Raw genomic sequence first — 19,657 nt, 5'->3', positions numbered from 1 at the left:
GATCCCCTTTGCTCCAGCGTCTTTTGCGCTGATCCGAAAGGAGGACCATGTGCTCTATTTTATTCTTCGGCGCGTCTTGCAGATGATACCGACGGTTGTCGCTGTGTCGTTGCTGATCTTCGTCATTTTCAGTGTTGTTCCGGGCAGCATCGCTTCTGGCCTAATTGCCAATGGCAAGGGCATGAACGACCCCAAAATGGTTGAAAAGATCACCCAGGAATTCGGCCTCGACAAGCCAGTCCATGTGCGTTTTGGCAATTATCTGGTTCAACTGGCGCAGTTTGATCTCGGTACGTCCTATCGATCAAGGCAGCCAGTTGTTTCGCTTATTCAGGAACGCATGTGGCCCACGCTGAAGCTTGCTTTTGCGGCCATGGGGTTTGCAATCCTGATAGGCGTACCGCTCGGATTTCTCGCCGCACTGAAACCTGGAAGCATTCTTGATAGCGTGACCATGATTGGAGCGGTCTCGGGCCTTTCGCTGCCGCAGTTCTGGCTGGGGCTGCTGGCCATGTATCTATTTGCACTGACACTTGGATGGTTGCCGAGCTTTGGCTATGGTGATGGTGGTATCCGAAACATTATCCTCCCGGCGTTGACCTTGGGTGTCGCGCCTCTGGCATTGCTAGCAAGAACAACGCGTGCAGCCGTACTGGAAGTTATGGGAGCTGACTTCATTCGTACCGCCCGCTCAAAAGGCATGAGCAGCTTTCGATTGGTGAAATGGCACGTCATGCGCAATGCGCTGGTGCTGATTATCACGACCATCGGCCTACAGTTCGGATCGATGATGGGACAGGCCGTGGTGGTGGAGAAGCTATTCTCGTGGCCAGGTCTTGGCTCTTTGCTGATCGATAGCGTTTCTTTGCGCGACATTCCGGTCGTGCAGGGGGCAATTCTCGTAATCGTATTGTGGTTTCTTGTCATCAATACGATTGTTGACATTCTCTACGCGGTTATCGATCCGCGCATAAGCCACGAGTAAGCCCATGAAGCTGCGTTTCAATCTCGCATTTGGCGGGTTCGTGTGTATTGTCATTGTGGCCGCGGCTGTCTTTGCGCCATTGCTGTCACACTATAATCCCGTTCTTGATGCCGACCTGATGAATGCTGAACTTCCGCCTGATGCACAGTTTTGGTTCGGCACGGATGCACAAGGCCGCGATGTTTATTCGCGTATCCTCTATGGTGCGCAAGTATCTTTGACTGTTGGTGTCGTCTCGCAATGCATCAACACTGTTATCGGTCTGTGTTTTGGCATTTCGGCCGGTTATTTCGGCGGATGGTGGGACGATTTCGTCAACGGCCTCACCAATCTGATGCTCGCAATTCCGTCGCTGATCTTCGCGCTGGCAATCATGGCTGTCCTTGGCCCTGGCTTGCCGAGCCTTCTGCTTGCACTTGGTCTGACGAACTGGTCCTGGACTTGCCGCATTGCGCGAAGTTCCACGTTGTCGCTCAAAAAGCAGGGCTATATTCAGGCGGCCAAGATGCTTGGTTATAGCGACGTACGTATCATGATCACGCAGATCGTGCCCAACATGATCGGACCTATTCTTGTGATAGGCACGCTCGGAATGGGTGATGCAATTCTGGCCGAAGCAGCGCTTTCCTATCTTGGCCTTGGTATCAGTCCGCCAGACCCAAGCTGGGGCAACATGCTCACCGATGCGCGTGAGTTGATCGTGAACGCGCCTTGGGCTGCAGTGTTTCCCGGCCTCGCCATATTCTTCACAGTACTTGGGCTCAATCTGTTCGGCGACGGTCTTCGCGACTGGCTCGACCCGCATATGAGGACCCGCAAGGTATGAGCGAACAAGCACTTCTTGAGGTGGAAAACCTTCGGATCGATATCGTCTCCGGTTCGAGCAAACATAATGTGGTCGAGGATGTATCGTTCACCATTGGAGCTGGCGAGACATTCGGTCTGGTCGGAGAGTCCGGTTGTGGAAAAAGCATCACCGCGCTGTCGATGATCGGGCTTCTACGCAAGCCGCTGTCGATAACCGGAGGAGCGATCCGCTTTAAAGGGCAAGACCTGCGATCCATTTCGTCGCGCGAAATGCGCAAGCTGCGTGGCAATCGTATAGCGATGATCTTTCAGGAGCCGATGACTGCTCTCAATCCATTGTCGCCAGTAGGTCGGCAGATTGCGGAAATGTTCGTGCTGCACCAAGGCGCCACTTGGCACGAGGCAGAGCGCAAGGCGGTTGAAGCGCTTGCGAGTGTTCAAGTCCCTGCGCCAGAGCAACGCGTGAAGAACTATCCGCATCAGATGTCGGGTGGTATGCGTCAACGCGTGATGATTGCGATTGCACTTGCATGCAATCCTGATCTGCTGATCGCTGATGAACCCACGACCGCACTCGATGTAACGGTTCAGGCGGAAATTTTGCGCCTGATGCAAGAACTTTGCACAGCGCGAGGGACTTCCGTTTTGATGATCAGTCACGATCTGGGTGTCATTGCGAAAATGTGCCGTCGCGTGGGTGTCATGTACGCAGGACATCTGGTCGAAGAACGCATAACAGCAGGTCTGTTCCACCATCCGGCGCATCCTTATGCGCATGGTCTTCTGGCTTCGCTCCCGCAGCTTGGTTCTCGCCAGAAAGAAGGTCAGTTGCGGCTGCAGGAGATCGAAGGCGTTGTGCCGTCGATTTCCGCTTTTCCAAAAGGCTGCAGGTTTGAGCCGCGTTGCACGCGCGCGACCGATGTTTGTCGTGCGCAAAAACCGGGCTGGACACCACTTGAGGATGCCGGTGTGGTGAGGTGTTTCCATCATGAATGATATGCATTCAACCAAACTGGCAGAACCATTGGTCCGCATCGACGATGTCTGCGTTTACTTCCCGGTGAGCGGTGGCATTTTCAGTCGTTCCAAACAATTGCTACGCGCCGTCAACAATCTCAGCCTGACTCTTAGCAAGGGTGAATGCCTTTCGATTGTGGGAGAGTCTGGTTGCGGCAAGTCTACACTTGCACTATCCATCGTCGGCTTGCAGAAGCCAACCAGTGGGCAGATTTATTTCGAAGGACGTCCGATCACCGGAAAGGGCGAACCATCTCGGCTGGAACGGGCGAAGATGGCGCAGATGGTCTTTCAGGACCCATTTGCTTCACTCAATCCGCGGCAGACAGTTTACACGTCGCTAGCCGCACCTCTGCGACTTCACGGTGTGACGTCGCGTGGCGAAGTGGATGGACGTATCGAAGAAATTCTGCGTCTGGTCGGTTTGAAGCCCGAACAGGCAAAGCGTTTTCCGCACGAGTTTTCTGGTGGCCAACGCCAGCGCATAGGAATTGCGCGCGCATTACTCCTCAATCCGAAAGTTATCGTGCTTGATGAACCCGTGTCGGCGCTTGATGTTTCAATCCGGGCACAAATCATCAATCTGCTGCTGGAGTTGAAAGAGCGGCTTGGCCTTTCCTATATCATGATCAGCCATGATTTGAGCGTCGTGGAGCATATGAGCGACCGCGTGGCGGTAATGTACTTCGGGCAAATTGTCGAAAGTGGGCCTTGGGACCGGATATTCTCAAATCCGATGCATCCTTACACCCGGCGGCTAATCTCGGCCATTCCCGATCCGATGACGGAACTGACAGGCGGTCGTTTGATCGACGATCAAAACCCGCCCCAAGCTCCTCAAGGGTATGGATTCTATCCTGAGAGCTTCGGCTCACATGATGTTCACGAAGTGCCGCCACCAACGCAGTTTATCGATATTGGCGGGGATCAGCGTATCCGTGTTATCGAGAAAGCTTGAATCTCAAGTGAGAAACTAAAAGGCGCCGCTAAGCGGCGCCTTTTGCTTGTGATCGTGTAAGGATCATCCACTGATAAGTTTTACTTCCATGAAGTCTTCCAGACCCCACTTGCCACCTTCGCGACCATTGCCCGATTGCTTGTAGCCGCCGAACGGACTACCGGGTGCGCGCGATGTGCCATTGATCTGCACCATGCCAGCGCGCAATTTGCGAGCCACGCGTTTTGCACGTTCCGGACTACCGGTCTGAATATAGGCTGCAAGTCCATATGGAGTGTCGTTGGCAATGGCAATGGCTTCTTCTTCCGTCTCGAAAGGGATCATTGCAAGCACCGGGCCGAAGATTTCTTCGCGGGCAATCGTCATGTCATTGTTCACGTCTGCAAAGACGGTCGGCTTGACGAAATCACCTTCGGTGAACCCATCGGGACGCCCTGTACCACCTGCCACAAGCCGCGCACCTTCATCAATTCCTTTCTGAATCAACTGCTGAACTTTCTGGAACTGGATCGAGGAGGAAAGCGGCCCAATGTGATCGCCTTCCTTGGCTGGGTCGCCTACCTTGGTACCTGCGGTCACCTTCTTCGCAATTTCCACGGCCTTGTCGTAAACGGAGCGCTCCACCAGCATGCGCGTCGGTGCATTGCACGACTGTCCTGTGTTCTCGAAGCAATGCGCAAGGCTGCGTGACATAGCTTTTTCCAAGTCGGCGTCGGCAAAAACGATGTTCGGCGACTTGCCGCCAAGTTCCAGCGAAACGCGCTTTACCGTTGCTGCTGCGGCCCGCGAAACTGCCGTTCCTGCGCGGGTCGAGCCCGTGAAGGACATCATGTCGACGTCTGGGTGTTGCGACAACGCTTCGCCAACAACGGTGCCTTCACCATTGACGAGATTGAAAACACCTTTCGGGAAGCCTGCTTGATCCACAAATTCGGCAAACAGCATAGCCGACATCGGCGCGATTTCGGACGGCTTCAAGATGACGGTGCAGCCAACAGCAAGCGCAGGAATAACTTTCAGCGCGATCTGGTTCATTGGCCAATTCCATGGCGTAATGAGGCCGCAAACACCGATCGGTTCACGCACGACCGTCTGGTTGGGGTGTTTCGGGGAAAGTATCTCTTCGAACTCAAAGTTTTCGAAGGCCGCGATGAAAGCCTTGGTATGAGAGAGGCCAGCTGCAGCCTGCGATTCACGCGCAAGTGTGATTGGCGCACCCATTTCGAGCGAAATTGCCTTGGCCATTTCCTCCAAACGGGCTTCGTAAATTTCCACTAACCGTCGGATATAGCCGATGCGTTCTTCTGCCGGCGTTTCGCTCCAGGTCGGAAAAGCCTTGCGTGCGGCTGCGACCGCCAGATCAATGTCCTGTGAAGAACCCGCAGAAATGACGGCATAAGGCTTTTCGTCGGCGGGATTGATGACCTCAATGGTCTTGGCTTCTAATGGAGCGCGCCACGCCCCATCAATATAGAAGTCAGTTTTCTGTTCGAGGTTTTTCTGAAGCATCGTGCCGTCCTCCGTCGCGCTTAATGTTCAGGGTCAGCATGAACCAACCCGATTTGCGCTCGACACTAATGCGCGGATATGGCGGCGTCAAAACAGAAGGGTACATGGAAACATCAATTTTTCTTATTCATTATCGTAGGCTTCGACATCGAAGCCGAGGGCGACCAGTCCTTCCTCCAGATAATCTCCCAGAAGTGGTGTACCGATGAGATATTTAGCTTCGCGGCCATTGTCGCGATCAGCGGCAGTTGAAAGGGCTTCGTCCCATTCATCAGCGCCGAAGTCGCCGCGACCCACCCACATAAGGGCAAGCAATTCCTGCCGCTCGTCGATATTCAGGGAGCGGATAGCCGCAAAAAGTTCTTTGCGAGTGGGGTTTGCCAGCGAGGCATCGAGAATATCAACTTCATTGTCGTCGCTGGCATTCGAACCGGATTCTTCATCGGCTGCAGGAACCTGAACATCATATTCTCGGGCTTTGGCAATGATAAATTCCAGATTCTCGATATTGTTGACCAGCTCGACCACGCTTGCCTCCATCACCCTGGTTGTTTGGCAAACAACGCTTTCGCAAAGGCTTGGTTCCGGCTTTCTCAGGGAGCTGGATCAGCTTCGCGCAGCCTGTAGCCGACGCCTGTTTCAGTTAGAATATAATGCGGCTGATCTGGCGACTTTTCAATCTTCTGTCGTAGCTGACGAACATAGATGCGAAGATATTGAACGTCTGCCGCAGGCCCCCAGACCTGGTTGAGAATGAAATGGTGTGTCAATACTTTCCCGGCATGCTGTACGAGGAGCCGAAGGATGTCATATTCCTTCGGCGACAATTTAACTTCTTCGCCGTTGAGTTTCACAATGCGGCGAACAAGATCGACCGTAAGGCCGCCGCTTTGGAAAAGCGGCTTTTCTCCCTGCTGTTGCAGCCTGTGTCGCAGTGCGACCCGCAAACGCGCAGCAAGCTCTTTCATACCGAACGGTTTTGGAACGTAATCGTCGGCTCCCTCTTCGAGGGCACGGACGATCCCCGCTTCGTCGGTCCGGCTTGAGAGGATGAGAACCGGCAAGCTCACACCGGTTTCTCTCCAGCGTTGCAATAGAGCGTGCCCATCAGTATCTGGAAGCCCCAGATCGAGAAGCACGATATCGGGCTTTTCCGTTGCGATGTGCGTGTCAGCTTCGCCGCCGTTCACCGCCTCGACAACAGTATAGCCCTCCGTGGTTAGCCCAACCCGCAACAACTTCCGGATAACGGGTTCATCGTCAACAACGAGAATCTTTAATTTCGGATCGTTCATGAGTTTTTGTCAACTTCATCAGCCGAGACGGGCAAAGTGATTGTAAAAACGGCACCGGTGCCTTCATGCCGATTGCTCGCCCGAATAGAGCCTCCCATCGCTTCAATAAAGCCGCGAGCGATTGAAAGACCCAATCCGGTTCCGGCCTGCACGTGATCACCTTTACGTACACGATAGAATGTATCGAATACGCGTTCCAGATCATCCGGCGGAATACCAGGCCCCCGATCACTGATTTCGAGTGTCATTCGAGACGGGCCAGCATGGGCCCTAATCGTAATCGGTGTGTTTTCAGGGGCATATTTCGCTGCATTGTCGAACAAATTGAACAGAACTTGCTCGAACAGAACAGCATCAAGCTGAACCATGGGCAAATCAGCTGGAACAGAAATATTGACCTGATGATGGACCAGTATCTTGGCTGCACGATTGAGTGCAGCTCCAATGAGGTCGCCAACATAATGAAGGGACAGATTGGGCTTCATCGCACCCGCTTCGATCCGTGTCATATCGAGGAGGTTGGCGATAAAACGGTTCAAGCGTTCCGATTGGTCTACCATCGTTGCGACCAGATCGGACCGATCGGCCTCTGGCAATGAGCTGGAATAATCACGTAAGGTTGTGGCGGCACCGAGAATTGCGGCCAGCGGGGTCTTCAGATCGTGGGAGATTGAAGTAAGGAGAGCTGAACGCAGCTTGTCAGCTTCCGCTGCAAGCCTAGCTCGCTCCACATCACCGACAAGCTGAACGCGTTCGATAGCAATTGCGGCCTGATCGGCCAAAGCTTCGAAGAGGCGCTGCTGTTCTGGCGTGAGAATGGGGCCTATGCGATCATTGTCGAGCCCGATGACGCCTACAGATGTTCGTGCGGTTTTGAGCGGCAGATATAGCCGCTTGGCACCGGGGAGCGTATTGGCACCGCGCCCCGCAGGAAGATCATGTTCCCAAGTCCAGTGTGCGGCAGCGATATCAGCGTCATCCAGAGTGTCATCAGGCGGATATGCGCCCCTGACGGCGATACTGTTTCCTTCGGGGAGCAAGATCACCGCGCGGACCTTGAGCATCGATGCGATCTGGAATGCGGTGGCCCACAGCACGTCATCGATTGAACCGGTTCCTGCGAGCTTTTTGCTGAAAAGATACAGATCTTCCGTCATGCGGGCGCGTTGTCGCGCAGCGGCGGCCTGCCGCTGAACGCGACTAGCCAGATTACTGGCAATAAAGCTCACAAACAGGAAAAAAATAAGCGCTACGACGCTTTCGGGGTCGGCGATGGAAAGCGTATAGAGGGGAGAAAGAAAGAAGAAATTATAGGCGAAAGCGCTCAATACGGACGCGAAAAGCGCGGGCCAAAGACCAAGAGTGACAGCAACGCCGAGGACGCCGACAACAAAAACCAGAGCTATGCTGCGTACGTCCAGAAACTGGTCGAGAAGCAATCCAGCGATAAGCGCTACACCAGTAATGGCGATACCGATCAGATAAGGTCGGATATCGAGCGTCGCGTTCTGCCTGGCGGTACTGACCTTGCGGCTGGTTCCTCCGTTTTCATGCTCGACACCTGCCGTGATATGAATATCGATAGCGCCGGAAAGCCGAACAAGTTCACGCGCGGTGGAGCCGTCAATCATCTCACGCCAGCGCGACTTTATGGACTTCCCGGCGACGATCTGAGTGAAGTTGTGGGCTGAAGCGTAGCGGACAATATCTTCAGCGACGGACTGGCCCGGAATGATGATTGTTTCCCCACCAAGCTGCTCGGCGAGCCTCAGTGCGGTTGCAAGCCTGTCCTTTGCTTCTTCAGTAAGCCCGGCAGAACGTGCGGTTTCGATATGAATAGCCGCCCACGGCGCACGCAGGCGGTCTGCTAGCCGACGTGCATAGCGAACCAGCGATACACTACGGGGACGATCATCGACTGCAACTAGTATGCGGTCGCCAGCTGCCCATGGCCCTTCAATAGCGTGTGCGCGCATATGGCTGAGCAGCTGCTCGTCCACGCGCTGGGCCGTACGGCGCAGCGCCAATTCACGCAGCGCGGTCAGATTTCCCGGAGAAAAATAATTGCGGATTGCCCGTTTTGCAGTCTTCGGGAGATAAATCTTGCCTTCATTGAGGCGCTTGATGAGATCGTTCGGCGTGAGATCGATCAATTCTATGTCGTCGGCACGGTCGATGATACTGTCCGGCACGGTTTCGCGTACCCGGATGCGGGTGATTTGCGCCACAACGTCGTTGAGGCTTTCGACGTGCTGGATATTGAGCGTCGTATACACATCAATCCCACGCGCCAGAATTTCCTCGACATCCTGATAGCGCTTGGGATGTCTGCTGCCCGATGCGTTTGTGTGCGCGAGTTCGTCCACAAGAACCAGTTGCGGCTTGCGAGCCAAAACGGCATCGATATCCATTTCATCAAGTTGATGACCACGGTAGGACACTTGCGTACGAGGCACGATTTCAAGCCCCTCAGTCAGGGCTTCGGTTTCCGCTCGCCCATGTGTTTCCACAACACCGATGACGACATCTATTCCGTCGGCTTTGCGCGCGCGGCCCGACATCAGCATTTCATAGGTCTTGCCGACGCCCGGCGCAGCACCGAGAAATATCTTCAGGCGGCCACGCGTTTCGCGTTCCGCCTGTTCAAGCAGAGCATCGGGGGAAGGTCTGTTCTCGCCGAAGCGAAGCGGGTCCGATGTCAAACAAAACTCCTGAAAGGAAGGGGCGGCAAATCATGCCGCCGCCAGTTATTCTACTTGGTGCCGGTCCTGTCCAGAACAAGGTTGAGCTTCAAAACATTGACCACCGGCTCACCGAGGAAGCCAAGTTCGCGAGCTTCAATCTGTTGCTCGACAATTCCGCGCAATGCGGCTTCATTCATCCCGCGCGCTTTCGCAACGCGGGATATCTGATAAAAAGCTGCCTCCGGCGAAATATGCGGATCGAGGCCGCTTGCGGAAGTTGTCACGAGGTTGATCGGCGGTGGCGCGGAGTCTTCGCTTTGTGCCAGTGCGGTGGCGTCGGCTTTAATGCGCTCGATGAGTTTTGGGTTGGTTGGGCCGAAATTGGAACCGCCGGAACTCGTGGCATCATAACCGTTTTGTCCTGCGGCAGATGGTCGACCGTGAAAGTAGCGATCGCCGGTGAAACCTTGTCCGATCAATTCGGAGCCAATGATTGTACCGTCCTTTTCGATCAGGCTGCCATTGGCATTGGCAGGAAAGATCGCCTGTGCGATACCCGTCATACCAAGCGGATAGAGCAATCCCGTTATGACGGTAAGCGACACGATCATCACAAGCGCTGGACGAAGTTGTTTCAGCATTTTTGCTAATCCTTATGCGAGGCCAAGGGCGGTAATGGCCATATCGATGGCCTTGATGCCGATGAACGGCACGATGACGCCGCCGAGGCCGTAGATCAGTAGATTGCGCGAGAGGAGCGCTCCAGCGCCGACCGGCTTGTAGGTGACGCCTTTCAGCGAAAGCGGGATCAGGGCCACAATAATCAATGCGTTGAAGATAATGGCTGACAGAATAGCGCTCTGTGGCGTAGCGAGCCCCATGATGTTGAGCGCGCCAAGTTGAGGATAGAAGGCCAGAAACATCGCCGGAATAATGGCAAAATATTTTGCAATGTCATTGGCAATGGAGAAGGTCGTCAGCGCTCCGCGCGTCATCAGCAATTGCTTGCCGATTTCAACAATTTCGATGAGTTTCGTGGGGTCACTGTCGAGATCGACCATATTGCCTGCTTCACGTGCGGCAACCGTACCGGTATTCATGACCACGCCGACATCGGCCTGAGCCAGGGCGGGGGCATCATTGGTGCCGTCCCCGCACATTGCAACTAATTTGCCCTTCGCCTGTTCTTCACGGATCAGCGACAGCTTGTTTTCAGGCGTTGCCTGCGCAAGAAAGTCGTCCACACCGGCTTCAGCAGCTATGGCTGCAGCGGTCATCGGGTTATCACCGGTGATCATGACCGTACGGATCCCCATGCGACGCAACTCTGCAAAACGTTCGCGGATACCGCCTTTGACGATGTCCTTCAGGTGCACAACGCCGAGAAGATGGCCGTCTTTAGCGACCGCAAGTGGTGTGCCGCCAGCCTTGGCGATTGTGTCAGCGATGGATTGCAGTTCCGAGAGTGTTCTTTCATCGGCGTGCCTGCTCTGCCCCACATAGGCAAGCACAGCATCCACAGCGCCTTTGCGAATGACGGAACCTTCAATGTCGACCCCGCTCATGCGGCTTTGTGCTGTGAATGGTACGAAATGCGCGTGAAGACCTTGCATATCGCGCCCGCGCAATCCGTATTTTTCCTTGGCGAGAACGACGATGGAACGACCTTCCGGTGTTTCATCGGCAAGAGAGGCCAGTTGCGCTGCATCGGCAAGTTCTTGCTCGGTTACACCATTGACCGGCACAAAAGCAGTTGCCTGACGATTGCCAAGAGTGATCGTTCCGGTCTTGTCGAGGAGAAGGGTGTCGACGTCACCTGCTGCTTCTACTGCACGTCCGGACATGGCAAGTACATTGAAGCGTACGAGTCGGTCCATGCCTGCAATGCCAATAGCAGAAAGTAAGGCACCGATTGTGGTCGGGATCAGGGTGACGAAAAGTGCGACCAGTACCGTGACAGAGATATAGCCGCCTGCATAAGTCGCAAAGCTCGGGATCGTAACGACGGCGAGAACGAAGATCAGCGTCATGCCAGCAAGCAGAATATTGAGCGCGATCTCATTTGGCGTTTTCTGGCGTTCGGCGCCTTCCACGAGACTGATCATCTTGTCGATGAAGGTCGAACCTTGCGCGGCTGTGATACGAACCTTGATCCAATCGGACAGAACCTGTGTTCCGCCTGTAACAGCAGAGCGGTCGCCACCGGATTCTCGGATGACCGGCGCGGATTCGCCAGTGATGGCAGCTTCGTTGACGGATGCCACACCTTCGATGACTTCTCCGTCTGAGGGAATAATATCATTCGCTTCTACTAGAACGATATCGCCGACTTTCAAGCTCGTTCCCGGCACGCTTTTCCAGCTTGGGCCTCCGGGATTATCCAGAAGTTTGGCTTGGGTTTCGGTTCGCGTCCGACGCAACGAATCTGCCTGCGCTTTGCCGCGGCCTTCTGCGACGGCCTCGGCAAAATTGGCAAACAGGACTGTGAACCACAGCCACAACACGATCTGGAATGAGAAACCGACATTTGGATTGGCGGCGACCACGTCTTTCAGAAGCAGCAATGTCGTGAGTAGCGAAACGACGGCAACCACAAACATTACCGGATTGCGTGCAAGGCTTCTGGGGTTGAGCTTGCGAAAGGCATCGCCGATGGCGGGTAAAAGGATGCGGGCATCGAGAATGCTCGCGGATTTGGACTGGCTCATAACAGAGGCTCCAGTAAAATTACGTTTCCGTTCGGAAAGCTCAGATCAATCCGGCAAGCTGAACCGCGAGAAGAAGGGCGGTCGTTGCCAGAAGGATCGAGAGAATGCAGCTTGAGGGTTTCAGCATCAGAACATCTGCCCCTTCACCATAGCGAGGTGTTCGGCAATGGGACCGAGTGCCAGCGCTGGGAAGAAGATCAAACCTCCAACCACAAGGATGACGCCGATCAGCAAGCCTACGAAAAGCGGGCCGGTTGTAGGGAAGGTGCCTGCAGATTGGGGAGCTGCTTTCTTGGCGACAAGTGAACCGGCTATTGCCATTGCAGGAACGATCACCAGAAATCGGCCCATCAGCATGGCGAGACCGATGGTGATATTGTACCAGGGCGTGTTGCCAGACAGGCCACCAAAAGCCGAACCATTATTCGCTGTGCCTGAAGTATAGGCGTAGAGGATTTCCGAGAAGCCGTGCGGTCCGGGATTGGTGATGGAGGCCAGACCGGTCGGAAGAACCGAAGCGATGGCCGTAAAACCCAGAATTGACAGTGGAAGACAGAGAACGGCGAGCATCGCCATTTTCACTTCCTTGGCCTCGATCTTCTTGCCGAGATATTCAGGAGTGCGTCCAACCATTAGCCCGGCCACGAAAATGGCAACGACGACGAACAGAACAATTCCGTAGAAGCCTGCGCCTACGCCGCCGATGATAATCTCTCCCAGCATCATATTGATCATGGGGATCATTCCGCCCAGTGCCATCATGCTGTCATGCATGGCGATCACCGCACCGCAAGACGCGGCGGTCGTAACGACGGCAAAAAGTGCGGACATTGCAATGCCGAAGCGCGTTTCCTTGCCCTCCATGTTGCCGCCATCGATGCCGAGCGCATGGATAAGGGGATTGCCTGCCGCTTCCGCCCAGTAGCAGATAGCAACGCCTGCAACGAACAATATGCCCATGGCAGCAAAGATTGCCCAACCCTGGCGTTCGTTGCCGACCATTCGTCCGAAGACGTTGGTGAGGGCCGCGCCAATAGCGAAAATCGCAACCATCTGGATCATGTTGGAGATAGCGTCAGGGTTTTCGAAGGGATGCGCCGAATTGGCATTGAAGAAGCCGCCGCCATTGGTGCCGAGCATCTTGATGGCAAGCTGCGAGGCAACCGGTCCGAGTGCGATCACCTGTTTTGCGCCTTCCAGCGTAGTTGCTTCAGCATAAGCCCCAATCGTTTGGGGTACGCCGAGGCTGATGAAAGCCAGAGTGAGAACAATGCACAAGGGCAAAAGGACGTAGAGCGTGCAGCGTGTGAGGTCGACCCAGAAACTTCCAAGCGTTTTCATGGATTTTCGCGAGAACGCCCGAATGAGCGCTATGGCGATGGCAACGCCAGTAGCGGCTGAAACGAAGTTCTGCACTGTCAACCCTGCCATTTGCGTCAGGTAGGACATAGTGCTCTCACCGCCATAGTTCTGCCAGTTGGTGTTGGTGACAAAACTGGCAGTGGTGTTGAAGGCGAGATCTGCCGGAACGTTGCTCATACCCATCGGATTGAAGGGCAGGGAGCCCTGAAACCGTTGCAGTATATAAAGCAGCAGAAAGCCGGCCAAATTGAATAGCAAGAGGGAGACGGTGTAGGTCATCCAATGCTGTTCTTCTCGTTCGCTTGTGCCTGCGAGGCGATAAAGCCCACGCTCGACTGGAACGAGGACAGGTGAAAGGAAGGTCCGCTCACCGCTGAAAACGCGTGTCATGTAACCGCCGAGCGGTTTGACGAGCAAAATGATGATCCCGCAAAAAACGAGGATCTGAATCCATCCATTGAGTGTCATGGTCTTTTCCGAGGCCTGAAAGGCTGCCGGTTACGCGGGCTGGGCCACAGATTGGCCTAGAACCGCTCCGGTCGTATGAGCGCGTAAAGGAGATAGGCGGCTATGAAGGCTGCAACCAAAGCGCCAGCGATGTATTCAATCATCATGGCGATGCCTCAAAGCCGTTCGCAGATGCGCAAATAGCCGAACATCAGTGCAAAAAAGCTAATCCCAATTGCAAGGACGGCGAAATCCATTGTCATGCCTGAACTGCCCCTAAGGGACTCCCTGTTTCTTACAGGAGCATTATGTTGCCGCACCGCATAGGGTTTCGAGAGTAGGTGCGACACTAAAAAATAAAAAACTCATATATGGAATGAGGCCGCGGAAGGCCGATGTTGAGTTTGATACTTTTCAGAAATGGGAGTCATATTCTGGCTGCCGCTGCACGTCCGGCTGTCCGACCGGAAAAGATGCAGCCTCCGAGAAACGTTCCTTCCAGCGCGTTGTAACCATGATAACCGCCGCCGCCAAAGCCAGCAGCCTCGCCTGCTGCATATAATCCAGGCACTTTTTCGCCAGCCGCATTCAGCACCTGGGCATCCATATCGGTATGCAAGCCACCAAGCGTCTTGCGCGTCAGAATATGAAGTTTGACAGCAATAAGCGGACCATTGGTTGGGTCGAGCAGAGAATGCGGCGGCACCGCGCGTGTGAGACGATCACCGATATAGGCGCGGGCATTGTGGATTGCCATCACCTGTGCATCCTTGGAATAACGGTTCGCTATTTCGCGATCCCGCGCTTCCATTTGATAGCGGATATGATCTGGATTGAGGAGCTTTTCGCCAGTCAAACCGTTCATTCTTGCAACAAGTTCGTCCAGCGTTCCGGCTGTAATAAAGTCGGCTCCATTGTCCAAGAACGCCTTGACTGGCGGTGGGGAAGCCTTGCCGAGGCGGCTTTTAAGCAAAAGCTTCCAGTTTTTGCCGGTGAGGTCCGGATTTTGTTCCGATCCGGATAGTGAAAACTCTTTGCGGATGATTTTCTCAGTCAATATGAACCAGGAATAGTCGTAGCCGGTCGAGAGAATATGCTTGAGAGTGCCAAGCGTATCGAAACCGGGAAGACAGGGCGCGGGGAGACGATTGCCCCTGGCGTCGAACCACATGGATGACGGTCCGGGCAGAATGCGAATGCCATGGTTTGGCCAGATTGGGTTCCAGTTTCGCACGCCTTCCGTATAGTGCCACATGCGATCAGCATTGATGACATGCCCACCAGCAGCCACGGCAATATCGATGCCGCGTCCATCAACGTGAGCCGGAACGCCCAATACCATTTCTTTCGGAGGAATGCCCAGCCTGTCGCGTGGCCATGCCCTTCGAACTTTGTCCGGGTCGCCGCCTATGCCACCAGATGTGACGATTACGCAGTCAGAAAAATAGGCAAACTCGCCAATAGTGTCGCGTGACGAAGATTGCCCGCGCTCGACAGTCGATGGCGCCAGCACCTCTCCATAGACGCCACCGACGCGCCCGCCGGTAGTAGCGATGCTGTTGACCCTATGACGGCATTTTAGGGTTATGAGTCCTTTGCTGATTGCTGCGCGGAGCGACCGTTCGAACGGTGCTACAACAGCAGGTCCTGTTCCCCAGGTCACATGAAACCGCGGCACTGAATTACCGTGACCATCTGCTTTTGCTCCGCCACGCTCTGCCCAGCCGACAACAGGAAACCAGCGCATGCCAAGACCATGAAGCCACGCCCGCATTTCTCCGGCGGCAAACTCGAGATAGGATTCAGCCCAGCGTTTTGGCCAGTGATCTTCGGAACGGTCAAATTGTGCCGATCCGAACCAGTCCTGTCGCGCGAGGTCGATATTGTCTTTGATGCCAAGGCGACGCTGTTCGGGGCTGTCCACCATGAAGAGCCCACCGAGAGACCAGAACGCTTGTCCGCCGATGGAATTCTCACCTTCCTGTTCGAGGAGGATGACTTTGCGTCCGGCAGCAGCCAGTTCGTGAGCGGCGACAAGCCCCGCCAGCCCTGTTCCAATGATTATCGCATCAGCATCGGCCATCCTCGCTTCCTCTCTCCCAAAAGGCGCTTGATGAAAGCATCGTGACCGAAGGGGTGAAGTGTTGCAAGCGGTGACCGAATGTATTCAACCGAAGAAATAAGGCACAATCCAGTCGGCAATCAACTTGATGGAAAGTCCGAACAATGTCAGCTCCACCAGCAGGAAAAATGGACCGTCGGGCATGATCCGTGTCAGCCTTGCGCCAACAAAGGTACCACTGATGGCGGCAGGGACGAGCCAAAGACCGAGTGATGTGTCGAGATTGGAAAACTGCTGCAATTGCCAGTAGGGCACGAGCTTTGCGGCGTTGACGATGGCAAAAAGAATAGTCGATGTGCCAGCAAAGACCAGTTTTGGAAGGTGCTGCGGCAGCACATACATCTGAAACGGTGGCGCACCGGAATGAGAGACGAAACTGGTAAGGCCGGTAAGTACACCCCAGAAGGCACCGCCGGGAACGTCTGCCTTTCGTGCCTTCTTGCGATAGCGTGCGCCGAACCATGCATTGAAACAGAAAAGGATGCCGACCAACCCGACAAGCATTCCGATGAATGTCGGAGACAGATGCGCACTGAACATCCAGCCAATGCCTACGCCGAGAATTGCCGCCGGGGTCAGGATCGCCAGATTACGCGCGGAAAAGTGGTGGCGATAGAGATACAGGCCGAACATGTCGCTGATGACATAGATCGGAAGCAAAAGCGCAGCAGCAGTAACTGGTGATATGACCAATGCCATCAACGGAACGGCAAGTGTACCGACCGACGGCAAGCCACCTTTCGAAAGCCCGACAAGAAATGCCGCAATAACTGCAATTGCGAGAAAAAGGGGCGTATGTTCGATCATGTGATGATGAGGTCAGCTATTGTGGGAGAAGGAACAAACATCTCCGATCCAACGACCGGAGATGTTGTGTTTGGAGATCAGGCGTGAGCCCACTCCCAATAAAGAGCACGAGCGCGTTTGGTCAGCGGCCCATATTCCAGTTTGCGATCATCAAAACCGATAATCGGCACAACTTTGCTCATATTGCCGGAGGAGAAGATTTCGTCTGCCTGGCGGAAGTCTTCGATCTTCAGTGTCGTTTCGTGAACGGTAACGCCCGCTGTGCGCAGCAAACTGATGACGCGCTGGCGCGTGATACCGTTGAGGAAGGTTCCGTTGGGAACTGGCGTGAAAACTTCGCCGCCACGCACCATGAAAACGTTCGAAGTGGCCGTCTCTGCAACGTTGCCGACGACGTCGGTCACCAGTGCATTGTTAAAACCTTTTGCCTTTGCTTCACGCAGCATGCGGGCATTGTTTGGATAGAGGCAGGCCGCCTTGGCATTGACTGGCATGACTTCCAGATATGGCCGACGAAACGATGTCGTGGTGATGGTGAAGCCCTTCGGCTCGACCATGGGGATCGCTTCGAGGCAGAGTGCAAAATCCGTGGATGACGCAAGTGGAGCGACTGCGCTGGCGTCACCTTCTTCTGCCCAGTACATGGGGCGGATATAAACGTCTGTGCCTGGTACGAATTTTTTCAGGCCCTCGCGCGCAAGCGCCTCGATGTCATTGGCGGAGAGTGTCGGTTCCAATCCCAGAGCACGGGCTGAGTCGTTGGCACGTGCTGAGTGACGGTCGAGATCCGGCGTAACACCTTCAAACAAGCGTGCGCCGTCAAATACCAGCGAACCAAGCCAAGTCGCTTGTGATGCTGCACCGAGAATGCGAACATCTCCTTCACGCCATTCGCCTTTGTAATAGGTCCACATCGCCCGTTTATCGGTCATTTCCCTAGTCCTTTGATAAGTATATTTCTCGTGCTTTTGCCAGCGTCAGAGCGCATTCAAACACAGATCGCTATCGGAAAAATGCTTGGTGCGCCTCGATATGATTGAATCAGATCAATGACCTAAGCACTTCTGTTTGAAGCGTTATTTCGTCGATCCTGGACAGGCTGTCCACATCGTAGGAGCAGGCAACGTCCGAGACAAGCGCGAACTTGTCCTGTCGAGCTTCAAGATTGCTCCACCTTGGCTTCCAAAAGCGCCGGAGTCGGTTCCGATGTGACAACAGCCGGAGGCCCCTTAACGCCGCGTTGTCTCTCGCGGATGAAGGTGAAGAGGCCGGAAATAGTAATGAGAACAATGCCGATCAGCATTGGCGTGTCTATATGATCGTGGAAAACAAAATATCCGAAAAGGATCGCCCAGATCATCTGGCTATACTGTGGAGAAGCAATAGCGCTCGCTGGAGCGCGTTGGGCCGCAAGCATCAATAGGATATTGGCGAGGGCTGCAAGCAGGCCGTAGCCCGCGAGATAAACCCATTGCTCGGTATTTGGCGCTTCATAGGACGGGGTCATCAAGGCCCCGCAGATGATGATAGGGCCGATTAGCCCGCTTGTATAAAGCGATATGCGCTTTTCATGCTTCCCCATGACGCGGAAGATGATGATGCTCATCGCGCCACCCATGCCAGCGGCAAGAGCCCCGAGATGGCCGATTGAAAGTTCTCTGAAACCGGGGCGAAGCACAATCAGAACACCGACAAAGCCGATGAGAACTGCCGACCATCGCCGCCAGCCAACCTGCTCCTTCAAGAACACCACTGAAAGTATTGTTACGTAGGCTGGGAGCAGGAAAATGAGCGCGAAGGCTTCTGCCATGGAGAGATGCGTGAATGCCGTAACGCTGCCTATCGTGCCCATGGCAGCGGTTACGGTCCGCAACAGCCACATCTTGATGTTGGTGGTGCGAAACATATCGAACCAGGCATCGTCAGCTTTCTTTGTAAAAGGAATAGCCAGCAGACCTAGCACTGCACCGAAGAATGCGACTTCATATGGCGAGAGCGTGCCATCAAGAAACTTGACGCAGGCGTCGCTGACAGCGAATGCCGCATAGGACGCAAACGCGAGAAAAATACCGTAAAGCATGGCGATGTCCGAAAGAAACGGGGGAGGAATTCGTTCCTTCCGCTCCCTTAATCGATTAGAAGCTCATTGGCAAAAGACATTTCTGAAATTCTGCATTTAAGTCTATAATTGGATCATTGCTTGGAAAAGAAGTAAATTCGACCTTTTCAAGGTTTTGAGCTCAAGCAAAAACGCATGCCTCATTTGCAATCATATCCGTGGTGGAAATTTGGGCAAACGCCTATTTAGCAATCATCCAAACGAGGAGAAAGCAAATGAACATTCGTCAGAAAGTACAGCAGTTCGTATCCCGCCGCCGCGCTATTCGTGAGCTTGGTGCAATGGACGACCATCTTCTTGCCGATATTGGTGTTTCGCGTTCGCAGATTCAGAGCGCCGTTTTCGGTAAGTAATACCTTATGGCGTGTCTCCTGAAAGATCGCCCCGTAAGTGAAAATCGAATAAAGTAACAAAGCGTCGGTCTCCAGTCCCGGCGCTTTTGTTTTTTCTATAGCTAATTCTTTGATCTGAGATTTCAGTTCCGGCTTGTATAATTTCGTTTAGCGCGCTGACAGCGGCGCGAATTTTAACTGATCGCTCTTCTTACCTAGGAAATGAGACATAATCCGTACCATTTTGGGACAGATCGCGATTGTCGTTTTCTCGATTTTCCGCCAAGTTGCTTTTGCGGGGGCAGGCGATGAAGATACGACCCTTCCGTTGTAGCTGCGGTTGGCTTACCTATCTTCATCGCCTTTATTTCATAGCAGTGTCTATTGCCGGTGCTTGTTTTTTATTGTGCGAAGTCATTACCAGTTAGTATTGCGTGGAATGCAGGAGTGCACGCATATCTATCACTTGCATCATCGGGCGGTCTCAGGTTTATCTGGCCGTCCG

Annotated in this window: 17 protein-coding genes; 5 read left to right on the top strand and 12 right to left on the bottom strand. The window is 54.1% G+C overall.

Annotation, left to right across the window (positions count from 1 at the left end):
- Positions 1-49 precede the first annotated feature (49 nt).
- The 4 genes from F9K94_RS16220 to F9K94_RS16205 are packed head-to-tail and all read left to right on the top strand — an operon-like array spanning position 50 to position 3,767.
- Positions 50-985 carry an ABC transporter permease gene (locus F9K94_RS16220; RefSeq protein WP_061347076.1) on the top strand — a complete coding sequence of 312 codons (936 nt, stop codon included), beginning with the start codon at positions 50-52 and terminating at the stop codon, positions 983-985.
- Positions 986-989: 4 nt separating this feature from the next.
- Positions 990-1,811: an ABC transporter permease gene (locus F9K94_RS16215; RefSeq protein WP_061347077.1), complete on the top strand. Its 822-nt coding sequence runs from the start codon at positions 990-992 to the stop codon at positions 1,809-1,811.
- Positions 1,808-2,788, top strand: coding sequence for an ABC transporter ATP-binding protein (locus F9K94_RS16210; RefSeq protein ID WP_061347078.1), 981 nt, complete (start codon positions 1,808-1,810; stop codon positions 2,786-2,788). The genes F9K94_RS16215 and F9K94_RS16210 overlap by 4 nt, the downstream gene beginning before the upstream one ends.
- Positions 2,781-3,767, top strand: coding sequence for an ABC transporter ATP-binding protein (locus F9K94_RS16205; RefSeq protein WP_151646924.1), 987 nt, complete (start codon positions 2,781-2,783; stop codon positions 3,765-3,767). The genes F9K94_RS16210 and F9K94_RS16205 overlap by 8 nt, the downstream gene beginning before the upstream one ends.
- Before the next feature lie 63 nt (positions 3,768-3,830).
- Here F9K94_RS16205 and F9K94_RS16200 read toward each other — a convergent pair whose 3' ends face one another.
- The 12 genes from F9K94_RS16200 to F9K94_RS16145 all read right to left on the bottom strand — a co-directional run bounded on the left by F9K94_RS16200 (position 3,831) and on the right by F9K94_RS16145 (position 18,781).
- Entirely contained in the window at positions 3,831-5,276 is a 1,446-nt protein-coding gene (locus F9K94_RS16200) for an aldehyde dehydrogenase family protein (RefSeq protein WP_151646921.1), read from the bottom strand.
- A gap of 123 nt (positions 5,277-5,399) precedes the next feature.
- Positions 5,400-5,804 carry a DUF3775 domain-containing protein gene (locus tag F9K94_RS16195; protein WP_151646919.1) on the bottom strand — a complete coding sequence of 135 codons (405 nt, stop codon included), beginning with the start codon at positions 5,802-5,804 and terminating at the stop codon, positions 5,400-5,402.
- Between the two features lie 65 nt (positions 5,805-5,869).
- Positions 5,870-6,571: a response regulator gene (locus F9K94_RS16190; protein ID WP_151646917.1), complete on the bottom strand. Its 702-nt coding sequence runs from the start codon at positions 6,569-6,571 to the stop codon at positions 5,870-5,872.
- Positions 6,568-9,273 carry a sensor histidine kinase gene (locus F9K94_RS16185; protein WP_151646915.1) on the bottom strand — a complete coding sequence of 902 codons (2,706 nt, stop codon included), beginning with the start codon at positions 9,271-9,273 and terminating at the stop codon, positions 6,568-6,570. The genes F9K94_RS16190 and F9K94_RS16185 overlap by 4 nt, the downstream gene beginning before the upstream one ends.
- 50 nt (positions 9,274-9,323) lie before the next feature.
- Positions 9,324-9,896 (bottom strand): potassium-transporting ATPase subunit KdpC, encoded by a 573-nt coding sequence (gene kdpC, locus F9K94_RS16180; RefSeq protein WP_151646913.1) that lies wholly within the window; start codon positions 9,894-9,896, stop codon positions 9,324-9,326.
- Between the two features lie 12 nt (positions 9,897-9,908).
- Entirely contained in the window at positions 9,909-11,963 is a 2,055-nt protein-coding gene (gene kdpB, locus F9K94_RS16175) for a potassium-transporting ATPase subunit KdpB (RefSeq protein ID WP_151646911.1), read from the bottom strand.
- 126 nt (positions 11,964-12,089) lie between these two features.
- A complete protein-coding gene (gene kdpA / locus F9K94_RS16170) occupies positions 12,090-13,793 on the bottom strand; it encodes a potassium-transporting ATPase subunit KdpA (RefSeq protein ID WP_151646908.1) in 1,704 nt (567 codons plus the stop codon).
- A gap of 56 nt (positions 13,794-13,849) precedes the next feature.
- Positions 13,850-13,939: a K(+)-transporting ATPase subunit F gene (gene kdpF / locus F9K94_RS16165; RefSeq protein WP_081104515.1), complete on the bottom strand. Its 90-nt coding sequence runs from the start codon at positions 13,937-13,939 to the stop codon at positions 13,850-13,852.
- A gap of 260 nt (positions 13,940-14,199) precedes the next feature.
- Positions 14,200-15,855 carry an FAD-binding dehydrogenase gene (locus tag F9K94_RS16160; RefSeq protein ID WP_151646906.1) on the bottom strand — a complete coding sequence of 552 codons (1,656 nt, stop codon included), beginning with the start codon at positions 15,853-15,855 and terminating at the stop codon, positions 14,200-14,202.
- A gap of 84 nt (positions 15,856-15,939) precedes the next feature.
- Positions 15,940-16,701, bottom strand: coding sequence for a sulfite exporter TauE/SafE family protein (locus F9K94_RS16155; RefSeq protein WP_151646904.1), 762 nt, complete (start codon positions 16,699-16,701; stop codon positions 15,940-15,942).
- Between the two features lie 77 nt (positions 16,702-16,778).
- On the bottom strand, positions 16,779-17,633 hold the full coding sequence (locus tag F9K94_RS16150; RefSeq protein WP_061347088.1) for a branched-chain amino acid aminotransferase: 855 nt from the start codon (positions 17,631-17,633) through the stop codon (positions 16,779-16,781).
- 227 nt (positions 17,634-17,860) lie between these two features.
- Entirely contained in the window at positions 17,861-18,781 is a 921-nt protein-coding gene (locus F9K94_RS16145) for a DMT family transporter (RefSeq protein ID WP_061347089.1), read from the bottom strand.
- Positions 18,782-19,035: 254 nt separating this feature from the next.
- Here F9K94_RS16145 and F9K94_RS16140 point away from each other — a divergent pair, with 254 nt between their 5' ends.
- Positions 19,036-19,173 carry a DUF1127 domain-containing protein gene (locus F9K94_RS16140; protein ID WP_006471330.1) on the top strand — a complete coding sequence of 46 codons (138 nt, stop codon included), beginning with the start codon at positions 19,036-19,038 and terminating at the stop codon, positions 19,171-19,173.
- The last annotated feature ends 484 nt before the right edge of the window (positions 19,174-19,657 follow it).

It is taken from the genome of Brucella tritici (assembly GCF_008932285.1).
In the GTDB taxonomy this organism is placed as follows: Bacteria; Pseudomonadota; Alphaproteobacteria; order Rhizobiales; family Rhizobiaceae; genus Brucella; species Brucella tritici.
Note: the sequence above shows the minus strand (reverse complement) of the source record. Positions and strands in the feature narration are given on the sequence as shown.

What these genes read in the sequence shown, in the direction of transcription:
- F9K94_RS16215 (WP_061347077.1), top strand. Translation starts at nt 990, where the DNA reads ATGAAGCTGCGTTTCAATCTCGCATTTGGCGGGTTCGTGTGTATTGTC.
- F9K94_RS16210 (WP_061347078.1), top strand. Translation starts at nt 1,808, where the DNA reads ATGAGCGAACAAGCACTTCTTGAGGTGGAAAACCTTCGGATCGATATC.
- F9K94_RS16205 (WP_151646924.1), top strand. Translation starts at nt 2,781, where the DNA reads ATGAATGATATGCATTCAACCAAACTGGCAGAACCATTGGTCCGCATC.
- F9K94_RS16200 (WP_151646921.1), bottom strand. Translation starts at nt 5,276, where the DNA reads ATGCTTCAGAAAAACCTCGAACAGAAAACTGACTTCTATATTGATGGG.
- F9K94_RS16190 (WP_151646917.1), bottom strand. Translation starts at nt 6,571, where the DNA reads ATGAACGATCCGAAATTAAAGATTCTCGTTGTTGACGATGAACCCGTT.
- kdpC (WP_151646913.1), bottom strand. Translation starts at nt 9,896, where the DNA reads ATGCTGAAACAACTTCGTCCAGCGCTTGTGATGATCGTGTCGCTTACC.
- kdpB (WP_151646911.1), bottom strand. Translation starts at nt 11,963, where the DNA reads ATGAGCCAGTCCAAATCCGCGAGCATTCTCGATGCCCGCATCCTTTTA.
- kdpA (WP_151646908.1), bottom strand. Translation starts at nt 13,793, where the DNA reads ATGACACTCAATGGATGGATTCAGATCCTCGTTTTTTGCGGGATCATC.
- kdpF (WP_081104515.1), bottom strand. Translation starts at nt 13,939, where the DNA reads ATGATGATTGAATACATCGCTGGCGCTTTGGTTGCAGCCTTCATAGCC.
- F9K94_RS16160 (WP_151646906.1), bottom strand. Translation starts at nt 15,855, where the DNA reads ATGGCCGATGCTGATGCGATAATCATTGGAACAGGGCTGGCGGGGCTT.
- F9K94_RS16155 (WP_151646904.1), bottom strand. Translation starts at nt 16,701, where the DNA reads ATGATCGAACATACGCCCCTTTTTCTCGCAATTGCAGTTATTGCGGCA.
- F9K94_RS16150 (WP_061347088.1), bottom strand. Translation starts at nt 17,633, where the DNA reads ATGACCGATAAACGGGCGATGTGGACCTATTACAAAGGCGAATGGCGT.
- F9K94_RS16145 (WP_061347089.1), bottom strand. Translation starts at nt 18,781, where the DNA reads ATGCTTTACGGTATTTTTCTCGCGTTTGCGTCCTATGCGGCATTCGCT.
- F9K94_RS16140 (WP_006471330.1), top strand. Translation starts at nt 19,036, where the DNA reads ATGAACATTCGTCAGAAAGTACAGCAGTTCGTATCCCGCCGCCGCGCT.